The sequence below is a fragment of the Geodermatophilus obscurus DSM 43160 genome (assembly GCF_000025345.1).
Taxonomy (GTDB): Bacteria; Actinomycetota; Actinomycetes; order Mycobacteriales; family Geodermatophilaceae; genus Geodermatophilus; species Geodermatophilus obscurus.
The window spans coordinates 3,084,680-3,104,154 of sequence record NC_013757.1; the positions used below are offsets into that span (position 1 = coordinate 3,084,680).

At 71.2% G+C, this 19,475-nt stretch carries 14 protein-coding genes and 1 pseudogene; 6 read left to right on the forward strand and 9 right to left on the reverse strand.

Features of this window, described 5'->3' with window-relative positions:
* Positions 1-213: 213 nt before the first annotated feature.
* Together GOBS_RS27545 and GOBS_RS27550 are read left to right on the forward strand one after the other, a co-directional pair.
* Positions 214-363 carry a hypothetical protein gene (locus GOBS_RS27545; RefSeq protein WP_166487406.1) on the forward strand — a complete coding sequence of 50 codons (150 nt, stop codon included), beginning with the start codon at positions 214-216 and terminating at the stop codon, positions 361-363.
* A complete protein-coding gene (locus GOBS_RS27550) occupies positions 342-485 on the forward strand; it encodes a hypothetical protein (RefSeq protein ID WP_012948999.1) in 144 nt (47 codons plus the stop codon). Before GOBS_RS27545 ends, GOBS_RS27550 begins: the two co-directional genes overlap by 22 nt.
* A gap of 111 nt (positions 486-596) precedes the next feature.
* Here GOBS_RS27550 and GOBS_RS14415 read toward each other — a convergent pair whose 3' ends face one another.
* From GOBS_RS14415 to GOBS_RS14425, 3 genes are all read right to left on the reverse strand, one after another.
* The gene (locus GOBS_RS14415) at positions 597-1,232 is read right to left on the reverse strand and encodes a DUF3159 domain-containing protein (RefSeq protein WP_012949000.1); all 636 of its coding nucleotides are present in this window, start codon (positions 1,230-1,232) and stop codon (positions 597-599) included.
* Between the two features lie 605 nt (positions 1,233-1,837).
* Positions 1,838-3,094 (reverse strand): alpha/beta hydrolase family protein, encoded by a 1,257-nt coding sequence (locus GOBS_RS14420; RefSeq protein WP_012949001.1) that lies wholly within the window; start codon positions 3,092-3,094, stop codon positions 1,838-1,840.
* Between the two features lie 513 nt (positions 3,095-3,607).
* On the reverse strand, positions 3,608-3,778 hold the full coding sequence (locus GOBS_RS14425) for a hypothetical protein (RefSeq protein ID WP_166487407.1): 171 nt from the start codon (positions 3,776-3,778) through the stop codon (positions 3,608-3,610).
* Between the two features lie 620 nt (positions 3,779-4,398).
* Between GOBS_RS14425 and GOBS_RS27555 the strand changes: the two are divergent.
* From GOBS_RS27555 to GOBS_RS29770, 3 genes and pseudogenes are all read left to right on the forward strand, one after another.
* Positions 4,399-4,823 (forward strand): annotated as a pseudogene (locus GOBS_RS27555) (transposase); the annotation flags it as partial.
* 94 nt (positions 4,824-4,917) lie between these two features.
* Positions 4,918-5,319, forward strand: a complete 402-nt coding sequence (locus tag GOBS_RS14435; RefSeq protein ID WP_012949003.1) for a tautomerase family protein — start codon at positions 4,918-4,920, stop codon at positions 5,317-5,319.
* Complete coding sequence (locus GOBS_RS29770; protein WP_081448900.1) at positions 5,246-6,589, forward strand: IS3 family transposase; 1,344 nt, start codon at positions 5,246-5,248, stop codon at positions 6,587-6,589. The genes GOBS_RS14435 and GOBS_RS29770 overlap by 74 nt, the downstream gene beginning before the upstream one ends.
* Positions 6,590-6,641: 52 nt before the next feature.
* Here the strand turns inward: GOBS_RS29770 and nhaA are convergent, their stop codons facing one another.
* On the reverse strand, positions 6,642-7,937 hold the full coding sequence (gene nhaA, locus GOBS_RS14445; protein ID WP_208104299.1) for a Na+/H+ antiporter NhaA: 1,296 nt from the start codon (positions 7,935-7,937) through the stop codon (positions 6,642-6,644).
* A 306-nt stretch (positions 7,938-8,243) separates the two neighbouring features.
* Positions 8,244-9,866, reverse strand: a complete 1,623-nt coding sequence (locus GOBS_RS14450; protein WP_012949006.1) for an SLC13 family permease — start codon at positions 9,864-9,866, stop codon at positions 8,244-8,246.
* Positions 9,867-10,609: 743 nt separating this feature from the next.
* Between GOBS_RS14450 and GOBS_RS14455 the strand changes: the two genes are divergently transcribed.
* A complete protein-coding gene (locus GOBS_RS14455; RefSeq protein ID WP_012949007.1) occupies positions 10,610-12,328 on the forward strand; it encodes an NAD-dependent malic enzyme in 1,719 nt (572 codons plus the stop codon).
* 64 nt (positions 12,329-12,392) lie between these two features.
* On the opposite strand, the gene lpdA is transcribed toward GOBS_RS14455, so the two are convergent.
* The 4 genes from lpdA to GOBS_RS27560 form a co-directional block, all read right to left on the reverse strand.
* Complete coding sequence (gene lpdA, locus GOBS_RS14460; protein ID WP_081449014.1) at positions 12,393-14,429, reverse strand: dihydrolipoyl dehydrogenase; 2,037 nt, start codon at positions 14,427-14,429, stop codon at positions 12,393-12,395.
* Positions 14,430-14,472: 43 nt separating this feature from the next.
* Complete coding sequence (gene aceF, locus GOBS_RS14465) at positions 14,473-15,804, reverse strand: dihydrolipoyllysine-residue acetyltransferase (protein WP_012949009.1); 1,332 nt, start codon at positions 15,802-15,804, stop codon at positions 14,473-14,475.
* Positions 15,805-15,835: 31 nt separating this feature from the next.
* Complete coding sequence (gene aceE, locus GOBS_RS14470; protein WP_012949010.1) at positions 15,836-18,520, reverse strand: pyruvate dehydrogenase (acetyl-transferring), homodimeric type; 2,685 nt, start codon at positions 18,518-18,520, stop codon at positions 15,836-15,838.
* Positions 18,521-18,621: 101 nt separating this feature from the next.
* Positions 18,622-18,843 (reverse strand): hypothetical protein, encoded by a 222-nt coding sequence (locus tag GOBS_RS27560; protein ID WP_166487408.1) that lies wholly within the window; start codon positions 18,841-18,843, stop codon positions 18,622-18,624.
* Between the last annotated feature and the right edge of the window lie 632 nt (positions 18,844-19,475).

The following is a 19,475-nucleotide window of genomic DNA, read 5'->3' on the forward strand; positions in this document are numbered from 1 at the left end:
CCCAGCAGTGGGAAGCCAGAGGGGTGTGTCGGTGGGACCGGCGAGGTCTGCTGAGCACCCGGCGGCGACACGCACAGGTGCCGTTGCGTCCGAGCGTGGGCGCTGCGGCTCACTCGACAGCCAGCGCCACCCGACGACATCCTCGCGGTGGGTAGTCGCCATCTGCGTCCACACCCGACCGTTCCGGCACGCGGTCGGCAGGAGGGAGCCGACGTGCCCGCCACCGAGTTCTACCAGCGGTCCCACCCGCTGCCCGACGACCTGCGCGCCCACGCCGCGGCCGCGGAGGACGACGGCTGGGACGGGCTGTTGCTGACCGACACGCAGAACCTCAGCAGTGCGTGCAGCGGCTGCGCCGGCTGATCGGGCTCGGCCTGTCCCACGTGACCGTCGTGGGCGGGTCCCGCGACATCGACTCCCCCGTGCGGGAGCGCTCGGACCGCCTGGTCGCCGAGGAGGTGCTGCCCGTGCTGCGGTCGCCGTAGCGCCGACCGCTCGACGAGCGCGCGGTCAGCCTCGTCCCGCGGCCCACAGGTCGTACGAGCCCGCCGCGGACACCACCCCCGTCCTGGTACTCCGGGTCCCCCCGACACGGGTCAGGTCCTGCGGTCGTGGTCCTGCGCCGGCGTCGGGACCGTCTGCTCCCTTCCGGTGACGTGGTCGGGGTAGGCAGCCGTGAACTTCACCAGTCCCCAGATGACCGCGATAGGGATCACCCAGTTGAGGAGCAGCTCCACGAGGTGGACCGAGGAGAAGGTGGTGTGCTGCTGGTCGAGAGCCGTGAGGAGCAGGGAGCACCCCCCGATGACGACCAGGCCGAGTCCCCAGGCCGCGCTGATGACCCGGTTGATGGAGTGGAACGTCGGTGATCCCCAGTACTGACGCGGGGTCGACTGCCGGGCGTACTGCTCGGTGAAGGGGCGCACCGAGGCTGTGGCCAGGACGTACACGCCGAGGACCACGCCCACGAGGGGCCGGCCCCAGGTGTAGAGCCAGTCGTCGACCGGAGGGCCGCCAACGAACCCGAGGGTGGCGATCACCCCGAAGGTGCCGAGGGACACGGCGTTCAGCGTCGTGGGATCGCCCCGCTGCCTGGCCCTGATCAGCAGGACGGCTGTGAGGACGACCGCGAGCAGCGCGCTCCACGCCACGGCATCCGCGGCCGATCGACGCGCCACGACCGTGAAGACGATCCACGGGAGGAAGTCGAGGACGAAGGACAGTGGCTTCATGGCAGCGACGCTAGGAAGCCGCCACCGAGGAGACATCCGCCATCAGGCCGATGTTCGGTCCAGGCGGGAGCGACATCGGCGCACTGCGCGGCGATCTCCGTCCCGGAGCGGAGGTCGAACTGGGCGAGGATGTGCGGGACGTGGCTCTGGACCGTCCGCGGCGAGACCTACAGCCGCCGGGACGGCACTCACGTCGTTCGACACAGCGATCCGGTCGCGACCCGACCGGACGAGCAGGCCCCGGGTCTGCAGGTCCCCATCAGCAGGAGGACGAAGAGCGGGTTGCCGCGGCTTGGTCGAGAACAGCAGAGACGCGGTGTCCAGCCGGGGGCGTCGTCGACGCACAGCAGGACCGGCCCCGCCTGGCACCAGGGGTCCACCTGTGCGCAGGCGAAGTCAGCCGGGTGGGTGCCGTCCGGCGGGGCGCCAGCAGCTGCGCGACCACTGCGAGGCCGTGCCGCAGGCCGCGGTCGTCCCCACTCGCGCGGGGCACCACGTGGCCGGCGACGAGGGGATCGGCAGGCAGCCGGTCCGGCAGGACACCCCCGGCACCGTAGGAACCCAGGTTTGGTACAGGCCGGGAAGCACGGGTCGCGGCCTGGACGTCAGCGGCTCGGCAGGTGGGCCTCCAGCCACTCGAACGCGCGCAGCGCGGTCAGCCGCCGCCCGAGCGGCTGACAGTGCCAGTTGGCGCCGTCCGCCACGCCGAAGCGGGCCATCTCGTGCGGTGCGCTGAGCAGCCCGGCCAGTTGCTCGGACTGCCCGGGCCAGAACTGCTCGTCCTCGGGTTCGGTGATCAGCAGCGGGGTCCGGATCCGCTCCGCCACGTCCCGCAGTTGGTAGCGGCGGACCTCGGTGAACAGGTCGAACGGGCTGCTCACGCCGAAGGGACGGGCCCGGTAGGCGAAGGTGCGCGCCGTCTCCGGGTCCCCGCCGGCCTGGGCCATGTACCGGTCGAAGTCGTCCTTGCGGCCGGCGTCGAGCAGCTGGAGCATCTCGGCCGGCAGGTACTCCGTCCAGGACGTCGACACGTCGACGACCCCCGGGTCGGCGACCGCCGCGACGAACCTGTGCTCGAACGCCAACGCCCGTGGCACCCAGTACCCGGCCTGGCTGATCCCGGAGGCGGTGAGGGCGGTGGCGTCGACGTCCGGGCGCCCGACGAGGGCATCCACCACCGGGGTGAGCACCGCCTCCCAGTCGGGACGGAAGGTCGTCTTCCGCTCGAAGAGCATCGACTGCTGCCCCGGGCCGTCGTAGACGAACGCGTTCCAGCCGCGGTCCAGGGCCTCCGCCGCGCCGGCCCACCACATGTCGGTGATCGGGCCGTCGCTGCCGTTTGTGATCACCAGGGTCGGCCGCGCCCTACCGGAGGCGTCGGGCCGTAGCAGGTACCCGGGCAAGGTGGTGTCCTCGTACGGGACGTCGACCCGCACGAACCGGGAGCCCGCGCAGTCGATCCACGCCTCCCAGCAGTCGCGCCCCTTGCGGAACGTCGGCAGCAGGACGGCCTCGGCCTGCTCGGCCGGCAGGCCGTCGATGGCATCGAGCGAGCGGGACCAGGCGTCGGCCGCCGCAAGGAAGGCCCAGCTCGCTCCCCGGAGGTCGCCCGCCTGGCGGTGCTGCGCAGCGAGTGCCGCGAGCTGGTCCGCCCGATTCGTCCACGCCGAGAACCAGCTCGCCCAGTCGCCGTTGGTGATCCGTGCCGCGGTCGCCAGCACCGTTCCGACGTCACCCACCCCGTAGGCAGTGGCGCCGAGTGCGATGCGGATCCCGTAGTCGAAGCTCCGGTTGGCGAAGAATCCCTCCTCCAGCACGTGGGAACCGGTCGCGGTGGTCGGGACCGTCTGCTGCGCGGTCATGCCTCCTCCTCGGCTCGAGCTGCTCGGGAGCCGAGCCTCGCAGCCGGAGGTCTCGCGGACATCCGCCATCTGACGGACGGGACCCGCCCAGATACCCCTTGCGCCAGGCCACCGCTCGCGCGGCGACCGCCCCGCGGGCCACATGCGCGGTGCGAACCAGCGGCTGCCGCATCGACGACCGCGTGCCGGGGCTCGACGACGCGGCGCCGGTCCTCACGGGGTCATGACCGTGGCGGCGAACGCGACCGTTGCCACTCCTCCGTCCGTGGTCCGGGCCCGCCGTCCCCAGCCCCGCGGCTGACGGTGACGGACGTCTGCGACCCACCCCCACCCGCAGCCGCGACCACCGCCCGGGTCGCCCTCACGGCCGCGCCGACGGCCGCGCCGACGGCCGGCTGCCCTCCCGGCCGCGCCCGGTTCCACGACGATCAACTCCAGGGGTGGGTCCGGCACCGTCGGCGGTCGTCACACCGATCAACGAGCGCAGCCGGCCGCGACGGCGAGGTGGGCTGGTCAGATCGTCGACAACTGCGTGATGCGCAGCGCGTCGGCCAGATAGGTGCGGAGCACGCCGGCATCGGCCGAGTCCGCCACGAGGCCGAGGTACCCGTCCGGGCGGATCAGGGCAAGCCCCCGCCCCGCCCCGCCCAGCGGCCTGCATGGCGCGGGCTCCGTGCTTGTCACCGAGGAACACACGCTGCGCACCAGCACGGCGAACGTGCACGACCTCAGGGTGACCTGATGGTGGTCAGATCGGGGGTCGAACCGCCTCGAGAAACAGTCAGGAGCCGTTCCGGATTTCCCCGAACACGGCCCCTGACCGCGGTTTCCCACTGTCGGGCTGACAGGATTTGAACCTGCGACCCCTTGACCCCCAGACAACTTCTTCCCGTCCATGGACGTTCGCCTGCGTGCCATCTACCCAGGTGGCAAGGGGTGCGGCGTCCGGTGACATACGCGACCGTCCGTAAGAGTCCAAGTCGCGTTGCGGTTCCGGTTGCGGTCCGCGGCTTCGGCTAGCGAGCCTCCGCGACCTAGCGCACGGTGCCGGCGCCCCCACCGAGCGCAGGAGCACCCCGGGTGGAGGTGAGGGGACTTGAACCCTGACCCCTACACTGCCAGGCCGTCGTGATCCCGTTCGGAGACGTGCGTTGACGGCCGCAACAACCCTCCGAGCTGGAGGTTCGCGACTCTCCGAGACAGCAGCGGACTGAGGTGATCAACCACGGATCCACCGCAACTGCAACCAGAACTGCAACCACCCGGCCGAGCGGTCGGAACCACGTCACCCCGGGACGTTGCCGATCCGCACCATCTTCGCCCAGCCCGACGCCGAGCAGGTGCACGCCGAGCTCGACGTCATCGCCGGTACGCTCGGCCGCCAGTTCCTCCAGGTCGAGGCCATGCTCCGCGACGCCAGCGACGACCTGCCGGCCTTTACCGGCTTGCCGGTGGCGCACTGGAAGAGGATCGGGCGACCAATCTACTGGAACGGCTGAACAAGGAGACCAAACGCCGCACCGACGTCGTCGGCTGGGGGCACCTCCCACTTGCGGGGGACTTTCCCGATCCCGACGCCCTCCTGCGTCTGGCCGGCGCGGCCCTGGTCGAGGCGCACGTCGACTGGCAGGTCTCCGACCGCCGTTACCTCCCCGAAGGCTCCATGGCCCTGCTCGACCGGGCCGCGGCAGTAGAGGAGGTGGCGCGGCCGGCCCTGATCGCGTCATAGTCACCCCACCCCTGAGCAGCGCGGCGAGGAGCACTTCCGCCACTCAGCGGGCCTCACCGCCGTGCGGTGCCGTGCAGGCACGGGAGGAGCGAACGTGCCGTCGCTGCAAGTCGACCTCCCGCTCCGGCTGGACCCGGACACCAAGAAAAACCTGGCCCGCGAGCTCGGATCGATCTACGCCGAGGTGATGCAGGTCCGGACCGACATCATCACCATCTCCATCCACGACCTCGGCCCCGGTGGCGTGTGGCGCTGCGGCGACGATGAGCCCAGCCCTGCCGGACTGGTTATGTGCGACGTACGCGCCGGGCGGTCGACCGAGACCCGCGGCCTGCTAGCGCGTCGGATCGTCCAGGCCTGCGCCCGGGCCTCCGGCCTGGAGGAGCGCCATCTGAAGGTCGAGTTCACCCAGCACTCCGGCGATGAGATGTTCCACCCGCACCTCGGGGGCTTCAACGAGGATTGGCGCCCAGGGGAGGGCGGCGGTATGGGCTGAGCTCGGCAGAGGCAGGGTCGTCGGTCTGCGCGCTCCGAGGTACAACTGTCCCCGAAGTCGCCCTACCGGCGAGCTGGCGAGTGCCGCTGAGCCCCCGCTCGAGAACTCGACGTCGACCACGAGACGCTGCGGAACCGGGTCGGCGCGCTCTCGTGTGAGTGGGCACCGGGGCGGTCCGGTGAGCAGTGATGAGCGGGCCGAGCTGGCCCGGCTGCGCCGGCGGGTGGCCGAGTCGGAGCTCGAGAAAGAGATCTTGGTAAAGGGCCGCGGTCTTCTTCGCGCGTTAGACGGGGCGGTGAACCGGGGCGCGGTCTTCGGCTTCGTCGCCGCGGAGAAGACCACCTACGGCGTGCGCCGCCTCCGCCGAGTCCTCGGGGTCAGCAGTACCGCCTTCTATGACTGTCACGCCCGCGGCGGCGATCCGACCACAGCCGAGCTCGAGGAGGCCTATGCCATCCACGCCGCCCGCGAGGCCTGGTGCGAGCACCGGCGGGTCTATGACGCCCGCCGGCGGACCGCCGAGATTCGCCATCGCGGCCATGCGTGGAACCGCAAGAGGGTGGCCCGGCTCATGCCAGTCGGCGGCATGGAGGGCGTCCACTGCCGCCGGCGCGGCAAGGATGGCCGGCGCACCACCTCGACCGCGACCGCCGCGCACCTGGTCGAACGGGACTTCACCGCGGGCGCACCCGACCGGCTGTGGGTCGCCGACATCCCATACCTGTGCACCTGGGAGGGCTTCCCCCACCTCGCTGTCCTCGACGCCTGCAGCCGCAGGGTCGTGGGCTGGGCGATGGCCGACCATCTGCGCACCGAGCTGGTCCTCGACGCCGTCGGCATAGCGCTGTTCGCCCGCAAGTCCAAACTCCCAAGGGAGTCGCTGGGCTACCGACTGCCGCCCAGGCAAGGCCCCGGCCACTCGGTCGCGGGTCCGCGTGCTGCGCGAGAACGGCGTCCGGCTTCGGGTGATCGCGGTGGACGTGACCTCGGCCGGGCTCGTGTCACGGGGCGTGGAGGCAGCGGGAGGGGTGGCGGCTCAGGCCGCGCGGCAGGTTCTTGGGCGCGCGGCCACGGCGCGCACGCCCAGCTCGTACTACAGCCGCACGTGAGGTTTGGCTGTCCGAGCTGCACAGAGGCAGCAGCGGGCTCCGGCTGTCCCCGTGCAGCCAGGGGCTCGCCAAAGGACACTGCTCGGGTCGGGCCGGCGAGTACTGCTCAGGCGGGTGACGGAGGTGGCGGGTCTCGGGGAGGGACGCCGGACGACCGTTGACCGCCGGCACTGCCCCGGGGCTTCGTCTTCTGACCGGTGACCGCTCGGCCGGCTACGTCACGCGCTCGTCGATTGGCTGTTTCCGGCTGTCAGGGGCACCCGCGGCGGTACGCCGACCCGCCAGGACGAGGACTGCGGCCCCGGCGACGGCCGCCACGAACGAGGCGATCAGAATGCCGATCTTCGCTTCGCTGGCCTCCGCCGCGGTGTAGTCGAAGGCCAGGCCGGTGATGAACAGCGACACCGTGAAACCGATGCCGGCGACGAGCGACAGGCCGGCGACCTGAAGCCAGTTCGACCCCCGCGGCAGTGGCCCGACGCCGGACCGGACGGCCAACCACGTCACGCCTGTGATGCCGATGAGTTTGCCCAAGACGAGCCCGGCGAAGATGCCGAGCGTAACCGGCGAGCCCGCTGCCGCGACGAAGGCCTCTCCGCTCAGGGGGATGCCGGCGTTCGCGAAGGCGAACATCGGCAGGAAGAAGTAGGCCGTCCAGGGGTGCAGCGCGCGCGCGAGCCATTCGGCCGGGGACGTCGACTCGGAGATCAGGAACCGCAGCCGTCGGAGATCGTCCGTCGTGAGATCGTCGTCGTCGGCGGCTTCCCGAACCGCGCGGCGCGCCGCCGGTGCGTTCAGCAGGGGTCTGGCGGGCGTGAGCAGCCCGAGGACGACACCGGCGATGGTGGCATGGACGCCTGACTCGAACGTCGCCAGCCAGATGACGGCGCCGAGGAGGATGTAGGGCTCGCGTGACCACACGTGCAGGCGTTGGAGCACGATGACGACGATCACTCCGGCGGCTGCTACGCCTAGCCAGGGGAGCGACAGATCGTCGGTGTAGAAGATCGCGATCACGGCGATGGCGCCGATGTCGTCGACGATGGCCAGGGTCAGCAGGAAGATGCGCGCGGCGAGCGGCACGCGGGGACCGAGCACCGCCAGCACCCCCATCGCGAAGGCGATGTCGGTCGCCATGGGGATGCCCCAGCCGGCCGCACCCTCACCCCCGGCATTGAAGAGCAGGTAAAAAGCGGCAGGGACGACCATGCCGCCGAGGGCTGCCAGTGCGGGGACGGCGGCGGCCCGTCGGTCCCGCAGTTCTCCGGCGACCAACTCGTACTTGATCTCGAGGCCGACGACGAAGAAGAAGAAGACCATGATGAGGTCGTTGACCCAGTGCCGCAGGTCCTCGGCGAGCGTGAAGGGACCGAGGTTGATCTCCAGCACCGTCGTCCAGAAGGCCTCGTAGTAGTCGGCCCAGGGCGAGTTGGCCAGGATCAGGGCCTGCGCCGTGGCGATCAGCAGGACGACCCCGCCGGCGGACTCCACATGGAGAAAGGTCGCCACCGGGCGCCCAACCCACCGGGCCAGGGTGCGGTCGCTCGCGATCCAGACCGGCTTCGCTCGCCACAGGTCCTGGGACCAGCCGTGGTGGGGCGGGTGCCCATGCTGCTTTTCGTCGTCCGGCGCAGCGGGCTCGCGTGAGCGATCCGGCATCGACCGCGTCCCCTCTCGATGCGATGAGTGCCGGACGCTGGGCGTTCCGGTCCCGGTGGAGGCTGCACCACCGCAGGGTGGTCCCGGTGCAGGTTGGACCACCGCACGGCGGCACGTCGAGGAGGTTCGCTCGCTGCTCCGTGCGCTGACCCCGGGTCAGAACTGCAGGCCGAGCGCCCAGCCGCCGAGCAGCCACGCGAACCCGGTGATCAGGATGACGCCGACGACATTGAGCACCGCTCCGCCCCGGGCCATCTGCTGGATGGTCACCGTCCCGCTGGCGAACACGATGGCGTTCGGCGGGGTTCCCACCGGCAGCATGAACGCGCAGGTGGCCGCCAGCGCGGCCGGGATCAGCAGGGTCATCGAGTCCGCCCCGATGCCGATCGCCACGCCGCCGAGGATGGGGATGAAGGTGGCCGCCGTGGCGGTGTTGCTGGTGATCTCAGTGAGGAATAGCACCAGCGTGACGATCGCGGCGACCAGCAGGACGAGCGGCAACGCACCCAGCGGCTCGACCTTCGAGCCGATCCAGGCGTCTAAACCGCTGGCAGCCACCGCGGCGGCCAGGGCGAGCCCGCCACCGAACAGCAGCAGCACGCCCCACGGCAGGCCCTTCTGGGCGTCTTCCCAGACCAGCACCATCCGTCCGCGCTCGGCAGGCAGCAGGAACAGCACGATGCCGGCGGCGATGGCGATGGCGGTGTCGTTGAACTCGCCCAGCCAGGGGAGGTTCTCCGAGACCGCGGGGAACTCCGACAGCAGGCCGGGCACGATCCACAGGAAGGCCGCGCCCGCGAACACCGCGAGCACCGTCTTCTCCCCCCGGCTCATGGGACCCAGGTTGTGGAGTTGCTGGGCGATCATCTCCTTGCCCCCGGGGATCTCCTCGAGGTCGTTGCGGTACAGCACGCGGGTGATCAGCAGCCAGGCGATCAGGATGAACACCACCACCACCGGCACGCCCAGCTGCATCCACTCCACGAACCCGATGCTCTCGCCCAGCTCTTCGGCGACGTAGCCGGCCACGATCGCGTTGGGCGGACTGCCCAGCAGCGTGCCCAGCCCGCCGATCGAGGCGGACCAGGCGATGGCCAGCACCAGGCCGACACCGAACATCCGCACCGAGCGGTCGTCGATCGCCGCGTTGAGCGTCGTGCCCCTCTGAATGGCGTCGCCCTCCTGCTGGGCCCCGGCCGAGCGGGTGCCGGTGCGCTCGACGACCAGCGACAGCACGCTCAGCGCGATCGGCAGCATCATCAGCGTGGTGGCCGTGTTGGACACCCACATGCTCAGGAAGGCCGTCGAGACCATCATCCCGAGCACGATCTGGCGCGGGTGGGTGCCCACCGCACGCAGTGTCAGCAGCGCGATGCGCCGGTGCAGGTTCCACTTCTGCATGGCGATGGCGATGAGGAAGCCGCCCAGGAAGAGGAACACGATCGGGTTGGCGTAGGGCGCCGTGGCGTCCGCGACGGCCAGCACGCCGAACACCGGGAAGAGCACGATCGGGAGCAGGGCGGTTGCCGAGAGCGGCAGCGCCTCGGTCATCCACCAGGTGGCCATGAGGATGCCGATCGCGGCCGTCGTCCGGCCGGCCGGCTCAAGTCCCTCGGCCGTGCCCAGAGCGAGCCAGACCAGCCCGGCGAGCACCAGGCCCAGCCCGCGGAAGAGCCACACCCTGCCCGACGACCGCCCCTCCTGGGGCTTCTGCCGCTCCGACGGGCCGGCGGCCCTCCGGTCCTCCGACACCGAACTCCGAGCCTCGGCCTCCGCCATCCCCGACCTCCTCGTGACCCAGATCACGTACTGTCGCGAAACTGTTCGCCTACGGACCGGCGGACAGTGATCCCGAGAAGCCTGCGCCGAATCGTGATCTGTGTCACGTTTTTGTTCATTCTGTGTCTGCTGGACAGTCACACGACCAGCACTCCGCCACTTCCAGCCGGCCGCGACCTCCGTCCTCAAGGGCGCCGGCCAGACCGCTGCCGACGGCGCCTGGAGCTGACTCCCTAGCGACCTGGAACCCGTCCGTCGGTACGGGGTCCGCTTCCAGCCGTCGCTGGACGCTGCCAGGTCGACGCCTCGCACGTCCCAGCGCTGACGAGGGGGGTGTGGCCGCATCGCCTCGTCGAGCGACCGGACCGCTGCGGCTGGCGCTGTTGGCCGCAGGGCCGTCGCGCGTTGTCCCGGCGTGTCGGTGCCCAGTGATTCAGGGGTCAGCCGGCGGCCAGCGGCCGGGAGATCGAGATGCAGCCCGACGGCGCGCAGGCGAGCAGGTGAGCACCGCCCACTCAGCGGTAGGTTCTCGGCGGACACGTCTGCTTCGTACTCGGCACAGGACTGGGTCGACGCGCTGGGTGGGACAACGCGCCCATGTCGCGGAGGAAGGTCGAGCCTTGGACGACCTCGACCGGTGGCCTGAAAGCGGGCTACCGGGCCGCCGGGTCCGGCACGCCGATCATCCATCAGGGACCGGGATCAGCACCGCCCCCGGTCGGCGAGGTCCACGGAGGGTCAGGATGCAGCGTCCGTACGAGATCGTGCAGACCGGAGCGGGACCCGTGTACCAGGTTCGGGCCCGCGGGGCCCAACTGATGCGCGAGCCGCACATCTTTCGGGGCACGGCGTTCACCCATGAGCAGCGGGCCGCGCTGGGCCTCGTGGGCCTGCTCCCCCACGGTGTCAGCACCATCGACTCGCAGACGAAACGGGTCTACGCGCAGTACCTGCGGGCGCACGACGACCTGGCCAAGAACGTCTACCTGACCGCGCTGCGGGACCGCAACGAGGTGCTGTTCTACCGACTGCTCAGCGAGCACCTCGAGGAGATGCTGCCCATCATCTACACGCCGACGATCGGGCAGGCGATCGAGCGCTACAGCCACGAGTACCGGCGGCCACGCGGGGTCTACCTGTCGATCGACCACCAGGAGGAGATCGAGGAGTCGCTGGCCAACTTCGGACGCGGCGCCGACGAGGTCGACCTCATCGTGGCTACCGACTCCGAGGGCATCCTGGGCATCGGCGACCAGGGCGTCGGGGGGATCGAGATCGCGATCGGCAAACTCACGGTGTACATCGCCGCCGGAGGGATCCACCCGCGGCGTGTGGTCCCGGTGGTCCTCGACGTCGGCACGGACAACCAGGCTCTGCTCACCGATCCCATGTACCTCGGCAACCGGCACGCGCGGGTCCGGGGCAAGCAGTACGACGAGTTCATCGACGCCTATGTGCAGACAGCGCACCGGCTGTTCCCGAACGCGCTGCTGCACTGGGAGGATTTCGGCGTCGACAACGCTCGGCGCATCCTCGACCGCTACGCCGACGAGGTCTGCACGTTTAACGACGACATGCAAGGCACCGCCGCCGTGGCCCTGGCCGCCGCGGTGGCCGCCGTCCGCGCCGCCGGCTCCCGGATGCGCGACCAGCGGGTGGTCGTCCACGGACCCGGTACCGCGGGCGTGGGCATCGCCGACTTCCTCCGCGAGGCCATGGCTCGTGACGGGCTGGGGATGGACGAGGCCGCACGGCAGATCTGGCTGGTCGGCCGCCGGGGTGTGCTGACCGACGACATGGGCGAGGAGCTGCGCGACTTCCAGCTGCCCTACGTCCGACCGGCGGGGGAGATGGCGTCGGATCCGGCGGGTGGCTCGCGTGGCGGCTCCCCCGGCCTGGCCGCGACGGTCGCGCAGGTGCGCCCCACCATGCTCATCGGGACGTCCACCCAGTCCGGTGCCTTCACCGAGGCGGTGGTCCGCGAGATGGCCCGGCACGTGGAGCGGCCCATCATCTTCCCGCTGTCCAACCCGACGGCGCGGATCGAGGCCCAGCCGGCCGACCTGCTCGCCTGGACCGACGGCCGTGCTCTGGTGGCGACCGGCAGCCCGTTCCCGCCGGTCCACCACGACGGGGTGACCCACCACATCGCCCAGGCCAACAACGCGCTGGTGTTCCCCGGCCTGGGGCTTGGTGTCACGGTCGCCCGGGCGCAGCGGATCAGTCAGGGCATGATCCAGGCCTGTGCGGACGCCGTCGCCGGCCTGGCCGACGTCAGCGTGCCGGGCGCGCCGCTGCTGCCGGCCGTCGCCGACCTGCGTCGGGTGTCGGCCGCCGTCGCCGTCGCCGTCGCCACCGCCGCGGCCGACGAGGGGCTGGCGCAGGTGGAGCTGGACAACCCGGTCCAGCAGGTGCACGAGGCGATGTGGCAGCCGGTCTACCCGACGATCCAGCCGGTCTGACCCCCTGAGCTCCATCGAGATGGAGTCTCCGAGCTGCGTCGCGGTGAGGTTCCCGAAGACGGGGCTACTTCCTCCGCTTGGGTAGGTAGAGGTCGGTGAGGGTGCCCTCGAAGGCCTCCGCGGCCATCCCGACGGTCTCCGACAGCGTCGGGTGGGCGTGGATGGTCAGGCCGATGTCGGCGGCGTCGGCGCCCATCTCGATCGCCAGGCCCAGCTCGGCGATCAGTTCGCCGGCCGACGGGCCGACGACTCCGGCTCCGATCACCCGGTGGCTGGTCTCGTCGAACAGCAGCTTGGTGAACCCCTCGTCGCGGCCGAGGGAGAGCGCGCGGCCGCTGGCCGCCCACGGGAAGACGCCCTTGCCGTACTGGATCCCGGCGGTCTTGGCTTCGTTCTCGGTGATGCCGACCCAGGCGACCTCGGGGTCGGTGTAGGCCACCGAGGGGATGACCCGCGCGTCGAAGTAGCTGTTCTGTCCAGCGGTGACCTCCGCGGCGACCTTGCCCTCGTGCGTGGCCTTGTGCGCCAGCATCGGCTGCCCGACGACGTCGCCGATCGCGAAGATGTGCGGGACGTTGGTGCGCATCTGCTTGTCCACGGGCACGAAGCCGCGCTCGTCGACCACCACGCCCGCCCGCTCCGCCCCGATCTCCGGGCCGTTGGGTCGCCGCCCGACGGCCACGAGCATGCGGTCGAAGGTCGCGGTGGTGGAGGTCTCGCCCTCCAGCGTGGCGACCAGTCCCTCGGGTCGCGCCTCGACGGCGGCCACCTTGGTCTTCAGGTGGACACCGGCGTAGGCCTGCGAGATCCGCTTGTGCAGCGGCTGCACCAGGTCCTTGTCGGCGCCCGGGATGATCTGGTCCATCAGCTCCACGACGGTGACCTCGGCGCCGAGTTCGTGGTAGACGGTCGCCATCTCCAGGCCGATGATCCCGCCCCCGAGGACCAGCAGCCGCCGAGGGACGTCGGCCAGCTCCAGCGCGCCGGTGGAGTTCATGACCCGCGGGTCGTCGTGCGGGACGAACGGCAACCGGACCGGCTCCGACCCGGCGGCGATGATCGCGTGTTCGAAGTCGACCGTGGTCGTGCCGCCGTCGGCCAGCTCGACCTGTACCTGGCTCGGGGAGGTGAACCGGCCGTACCCGCGGATGGTGGTGACCTTGCGCTGCCGGGCCAGGCCCGTCAGCCCGCCGGTGAGGCGGCCGACGACGGTGTCCTTCCAGCCGCGCAGCTTGCCGACGTCGATCGACGGCTCCCCGAACGCCAGCCCGTGCTCGGCCATCTCCCGGGTCTCGGCGATCACCTTGGCCGCGTGCAGCAACGCCTTGGACGGGATGCAGCCGACGTTCAGGCACACCCCGCCCAGCGCGGGCCACCGGTCGACGAGGACAACCGACTTGCCCAGGTCGGCGGCGCGGAAGGCCGCGGTGTACCCGCCGGGGCCGGCGCCCAGGACGAGCACGTCGGCGCGGACGTCCCCGGGCCCGTACGCGGCTGCCGGCGTCGGGGCGGGCGTGGCAGCCGTGGCGGGCCGGGACGGCGCGTCCTCGGGACGGAGGAAGAGCAGGATGCTGCCGGCGCGGACGCGGTCGCCGACCCGCACCGTCACCTCCTCGACGGTGCCCGCCTGCGAGGCGGGGATCTCCATCACCGCCTTGTCCGACTCCAGGGTCACCACGGGGTTGTGCGGGCCCACGCGATCGCCCGGTCCGACGAGCACCTCGGTCACCGGCACGTCGGCGAAGTCGCCGAGGTCGGGCACGGTCACCTCGATCCGGTCGTAGACGCCGGCGGCCGAGCCGTATCCCGGGCGGTCCACCGGGGCGGGGACGGCGTCCTCGTGGGTCACGGTGTGGGTGGCCGGCGGGGCGCCGGTGTCGCTCGCGGTCAGGCGCAGCACCAGGTCACCGGGCGACACTCGGCTGCCGACCTGGACCAGCACCTCCTCGACGGTCCCGGCGGCCGGCGCGGGGATGTCCATCGTCGCCTTGTCCGACTCGAGGGTCAGGAGGGGGTCCTCGGCGGCGACCACGTCACCGGGAGCCACGTGCACCTCGATGACGGGCACGTCCGCGAAGTCGCCGATGTCGGGGATGCGCATGTCCACGGGGGGCTCCAGGGGCTGCGGGTCGGGTCGGGCGGGGCTAGAGCACGAGGCGGCGGACGTCCTCGAGCACGTGGCACAGGTACCGGGTGAAGCGCGCGGCGAGCGCACCGTCGATCACCCGGTGGTCGTAGGAGAGCGACAGCGGCAGCACCAGCCGCGGCACGAACGTGGCGCCGTCCCAGACCGGAGCGGTCTTCGACCGCACGACGCCCAGGATGGCCACCTCCGGGGCGTTGACCAGCGGGGTGAACGACGTCCCGCCGATGCCGCCGAGGCTGGAGATGGTGAAGCAGCCGCCCTGCAGGTCGGTGGCGGTCAGCTTGCCGTCCCGGGCCCGCGCGGACACGTCACCGAGCTCGCGGCTGAGCTCCCGGATGCCCTTGCGGTCGACGTCGCGGATCACCGGCACGACCAGGCCGTCGGGCGTGTCGACGGCGACCCCGACGTGGAAGTAGCGCTTGTAGACCAGCGCGTCCTTTTCCGGTGTCAGGCTGCTGTTGAACCGCGGGAACTCGCGCAGCGCGGACACCGAGGCCTTGAGCAGGAACGACAGCAGGGTGACCCGGTACCCCTCGGCCCGGGCCTCGGTGTCGAGTTCCTTGCGGTAGGCGTCGAGCTCGGTGATGTCCGCGTCGTCGTCGTGGGTGACGTGCGGGACGTTCAGCCAGGAGCGGTGCAGGTGCGGTCCGGACAGCCGCTGGATGCGGGACAGCGGTTGAGTCTCGACCGGGCCGAACTTCGAGAAGTCCTGCGGCGGGATCTCCGGGATGCCACCGCCGGCCGCCGCGGCGGGAGTCGGCGCGCTGGGCGCCGGGCCGCGGACCTCCCGGAGCAGGTCGTCCTTGGTGATCCGGCCCTTCGGCCCGGACCCGGACACGGTGCCCAGGTCGACGCCGAGCTCGCGGGCCAGCCGGCGCACGCTCGGCCCGGCGTGGACGTCGGCGAAGTCCGGCGGCGCCGCGGCCGCCGTCACAGGGGCGCCGCCGGGCGCGGTCGGCGGGGTCGCGGCCTCGGCCGAGCGGCGCGCCGACTCCTCGACGGTCGATGCCGCACTGGTGGGCGCCTCGGTCGGCGGCTCGACCTGGTCGACGGTCGCCGCGGCGAGCTGCTCGACCGGGGCCGCCCCGTCGGACTGGTCGAGCAGCAGGATGGGTGTCCCGACGTTCACCAGGTCGCCGAGGGAGACACGCAGCTCACGGACGGTGCCGGCCGCCGGCGACGGGACGTCCATGGTGGCCTTGTCGGACTCCAGCGTGACCAGCGGGTCCTCGGCCGCGACGGCGTCACCGGGCGACACGTGGATCTCGATGACCGGGATGTCGGAGAAGTCACCGATGTCGGGGACCGTCACTTCGGCGGGGGAGGTCATGTCAGGCCTTCCGGACGAGGAGGGGATGCGGTCAGACCGTCCACGGCGGCGGCGCCTCGGGGTCGATGCCGTACCGGCGGATCGCGTCGGCCACCGTCGTGGCCGGGACGGCGCCCTCGGCGGCGAGCGAGGCCAGCGCCGCCACGGCCACCGCACCGCGGTCGACCTCGAAGAAGCGACGCAGGTTGCGGCGGTAGTCCGAGCGCCCGTAGCCGTCGGTGCCCAGCACCCGGTAGCTGCCCGGCACGAAGGGGCGGATCTGGTCGGCAAAGGCCCGCACGTAGTCACTGGCGGCGATGACCGGCCCCTGCCGGTCGGCGAGGCACTGCTCGACCCAGCTGCGCCGTGGCTGCTCGGTCGGGTGCAGCAGGTTCCACCGCTCCACCGCCATCCCGTCCCGCCGCAGCTCAGTGAAGCTGGGGGCGCTCCACACGTCGGCGTCCACGCCGAAGTCGGCGGCGAGCAGGTCGGCGGCGGCCAGGACCTCGCGCAGGATCGTGCCGCTGCCCAGCAGTTGCACCCGCGGCCGCGCGGCCTTGCGGCTGCGGCCCGACGGCGCGGCCGGCCCCTCGCGCAGCAGGTACAGCCCGCGCAGGATCCCCTCCTGCGAGCCCTCGGGCATCCCCGGGTGCTCGTAGTTCTCGTTCATGAGGGTGAGGTAGTAGAAGACGTCCTCCTGCTCGGCGACCATCCGGCGCAGCCCGTCCTGGACGATCACCGCGACCTCGTAGTGGAAGGTCGGGTCGTAGGAGACGCAGTTGGGGATCGCCGAGGACAGCAGGTGGCTGTGGCCGTCCTCGTGCTGCAGGCCCTCGCCGTTGAGCGTGGTCCGCCCGGCGGTGGCACCGAGCAGGAAGCCGCGCGCCCGGGAATCCCCGGCCGCCCAGGCCAGGTCCATGACCCGCTGAAAGCCGAACATCGAGTAGTAGATGTAGAACGGGATCATCGGGGTGTCGCTCAGGCTGTAGGACGTCGCCGCGGCGATCCACGACGACATCGCCCCGGCCTCGTTGATGCCCTCCTGCAGCATCTGCCCGTCCGGGGCCTCCCGGTAGTACATGAGCTGGTCGGCGTCCTGCGGCCGGTAGAGCTGGCCGACCTGGCTGAAGATGCCGAACTGCCGGAACATCCCCTCCATCCCGAAGGTGCGCGACTCGTCGGGCACGATCGGGACCACCCGCTTGCCGATCGCCTTGTCCCGCAGCAGCGTGTTGAGGATCCGGACGAATGCCATCGTGGTGGAGATCTGCCGGCCCTCGGTCGGCACCAGCTGCCCGCCGAAAGCATCGAGGCCCGGGACCTGCAGGGTCTCGCTTGAGCGCCGCCGGCGCACTGGCATGGGCCCGCCCAGCGCGGCCCGCCGCTCCCGGAGGTAGCGCATCTCCGCGCTGTCCTCCGGGAAGCGCAGGAAGGGCACCTCCTCGAGCTGCTCGTCGGAGACGGGGATGTCGAAGCGGTCCCGGAACCGGGCCAGCGCCGCGCCCGCGACCTTCTTCTGCTGGTGGGTGATGTTCTGCCCCTCGCCTGCCTCGCCCATCCCGTAGCCCTTGACCGTCTTGGCCAGGATCACGGTCGGCTGCCCCACGGTCTGCACCGCGGCGCTGTAGGCGGCGTAGACCTTGCCGGGATCGTGCCCCGCGCGGGTCAGCGCCCAGATCTCGTCGTCGCTCATGTCGGCGACCAGCTCCAGCAGCTCGGGGTACTTGCCGAAGAAGTGCTCCCGGACGTAGGCGCCGTTCTTGGACTTGAAGTCCTGGTACTCCCCGTCGACGGCCTCCTCCATCCGTTTGAGCAGCAGGCCGGAGGTGTCCCGGGCGATCAGCGGATCCCAGCTGCTGCCCCAGATGGTCTTGATGACGTTCCACCCGGCGCCGCGGAAGATGCCCTCCAGCTCCTGGATGATCTTGCCGTTGCCGCGCACCGGCCCGTCCAGCCGCTGCAGGTTGCAGTTGACGACGAAGACCAGGTTGTCCAGCTTCTCCCGCGCGGCCAGCCCGATGGCGCCCAGCGACTCGGGCTCGTCGGTCTCCCCGTCACCGAGGAACGCCCAGACCTTCCGCCCGGTGGTGTCGGACAGCCCGCGGCACTTCAGGTACTTGAGGAACCGCGCCTGGTAGATCGCCATGAGCGGGCCGAGCCCCATCGACACCGTCGGCAGCTGCCAGTAGTCCGGCATCAGCCACGGGTGCGGATAGGACGACAGCCCGCCGCCGCTGACCTCCTGGCGGAACCCAAGCAGCTGCTCCTCGCTGAGCCGGCCCTCGAGGAACGAGCGGGCGTAGATGCCCGGCGAGGAATGGCCCTGGATGAACAGCAGGTCACCGCCGTGGGTCTCGGTCGGCGCGTGCCAGAAGTGCTGGAACCCGACGTCGTAGAGCGTCGCCGCCGACTGGAAGCTGGCGATGTGGCCGCCGAGCTCCGAGGACTCCTTGTTCGACCGCAGCACGATGGCCAGCGCGTTCCACCGGATGAACGAGCGGATCCGGTGCTCGATGGCGCGGTCGCCGGGGTGCCGGTCCTCCTTGTCCGGCGGAATGGTGTTCAGGTAGGGCGTGGTGGCGCTGTAGGGCACCGGCGCGCCCTTGCGGCGGGCCTCGGCGACCACCTCGTCGAGCAGGTGGAACGCCCGCTCCGCACCCTCGAACGCCAGCACCGAGTCCAGCGCGTCGATCCACTCCTGCGTCTCGGCCGGGTCCGCGTCGTCGAGCATGGCCATCGTCCATCTCCCCTTGGGATGTGGAGGGTCGGGTGCAGCACTCCTCCAGCCATCGGATTGCCTGGCGGCGCTGGGGCTGTGGGGCCGGCCGGCCCCACAGCTCACCAGGTCGCCGCTGACCGGGGGTCGTCCGGATCTCGTGCTATTCCCCATCGTGCTGGTGGAGTGCTCGACCGCGACGGGCTCTCCGGGCGGCGGGCGCGCAGCCGGCTCGGACGGTCCTCGGTGTCGATCATGAGGACCTCGTCGAACGGGTCCATGCCGCCGAGGACGAGTCTGGCCTGCTCCTTGTCGAACTCGCCGACCCACGTCCCGATGGACACGGTCGCCACCGCGTTGCAGAAGGAGTCCCCAACGGCCTGAGCTCCTGATCCACCCCAGGGGGCCACGGGGCCGACGCAAGTGCCGAGGGGCCACCGCGATGTGGGAGGTAGGGCTTGCGATCGCGGGGCTCCACCTCGGTCTGTGTGGTGCCAGATTGAGACATGAGGCCCTTCCCAGAACCGACTCGACCGCCTGGGGTGTCACGCACCGGCCGGTGTCCGTGGCCCCTACGCACCAGTAGGGCGGCTACCGCGGCAAGCCCGGAGAAGCCTGCCCCGAAGCGTGAGCTGTGTCACGTTTCTGTTCATTCTGTGTTCGCCGGACAGTGACACGACCAGTACTCCGCCCTCCCGGCCGGCCGCCACCTCCGTCCTCGAGGGCGCCGGCCAGACCGCGGCCGGCCAGCACCGGTGGGCCATCCCGGCGCGACGTGCCGCGCACAGAGGCCGCCTGCCGTGCCTGCGGTCGGCGAGGGTCCATGACCGATGTACGCAATGGACGAATGCGTGACCGCCGTCACGGGAGCCCTCATGGTGAGAGTCGTCCGCCCGATCCGGGCCGGCAAGCAAGGGCAGACCGCTGCCCGAGCCGACTCCAGGAGCGCCCATGTCCTTTGGCACCATGCCGCGGC

What these genes read in the sequence shown, in the direction of transcription:
- GOBS_RS14450 (WP_012949006.1), bottom strand. Translation starts at nt 9,866, where the DNA reads ATGGCGGAGGCCGAGGCTCGGAGTTCGGTGTCGGAGGACCGGAGGGCC.
- aceE (WP_012949010.1), bottom strand. Translation starts at nt 18,520, where the DNA reads ATGGCCATGCTCGACGACGCGGACCCGGCCGAGACGCAGGAGTGGATC.
- GOBS_RS29770 (WP_081448900.1), top strand. Translation starts at nt 5,246, where the DNA reads ATGAGATGTTCCACCCGCACCTCGGGGGCTTCAACGAGGATTGGCGCC.
- lpdA (WP_081449014.1), bottom strand. Translation starts at nt 14,429, where the DNA reads ATGCGCATCCCCGACATCGGCGACTTCGCGGACGTGCCCGTCATCGAG.
- GOBS_RS14420 (WP_012949001.1), bottom strand. Translation starts at nt 3,094, where the DNA reads ATGACCGCGCAGCAGACGGTCCCGACCACCGCGACCGGTTCCCACGTG.
- GOBS_RS14455 (WP_012949007.1), top strand. Translation starts at nt 10,610, where the DNA reads ATGCAGCGTCCGTACGAGATCGTGCAGACCGGAGCGGGACCCGTGTAC.
- GOBS_RS14415 (WP_012949000.1), bottom strand. Translation starts at nt 1,232, where the DNA reads ATGAAGCCACTGTCCTTCGTCCTCGACTTCCTCCCGTGGATCGTCTTC.
- aceF (WP_012949009.1), bottom strand. Translation starts at nt 15,804, where the DNA reads ATGACCTCCCCCGCCGAAGTGACGGTCCCCGACATCGGTGACTTCTCC.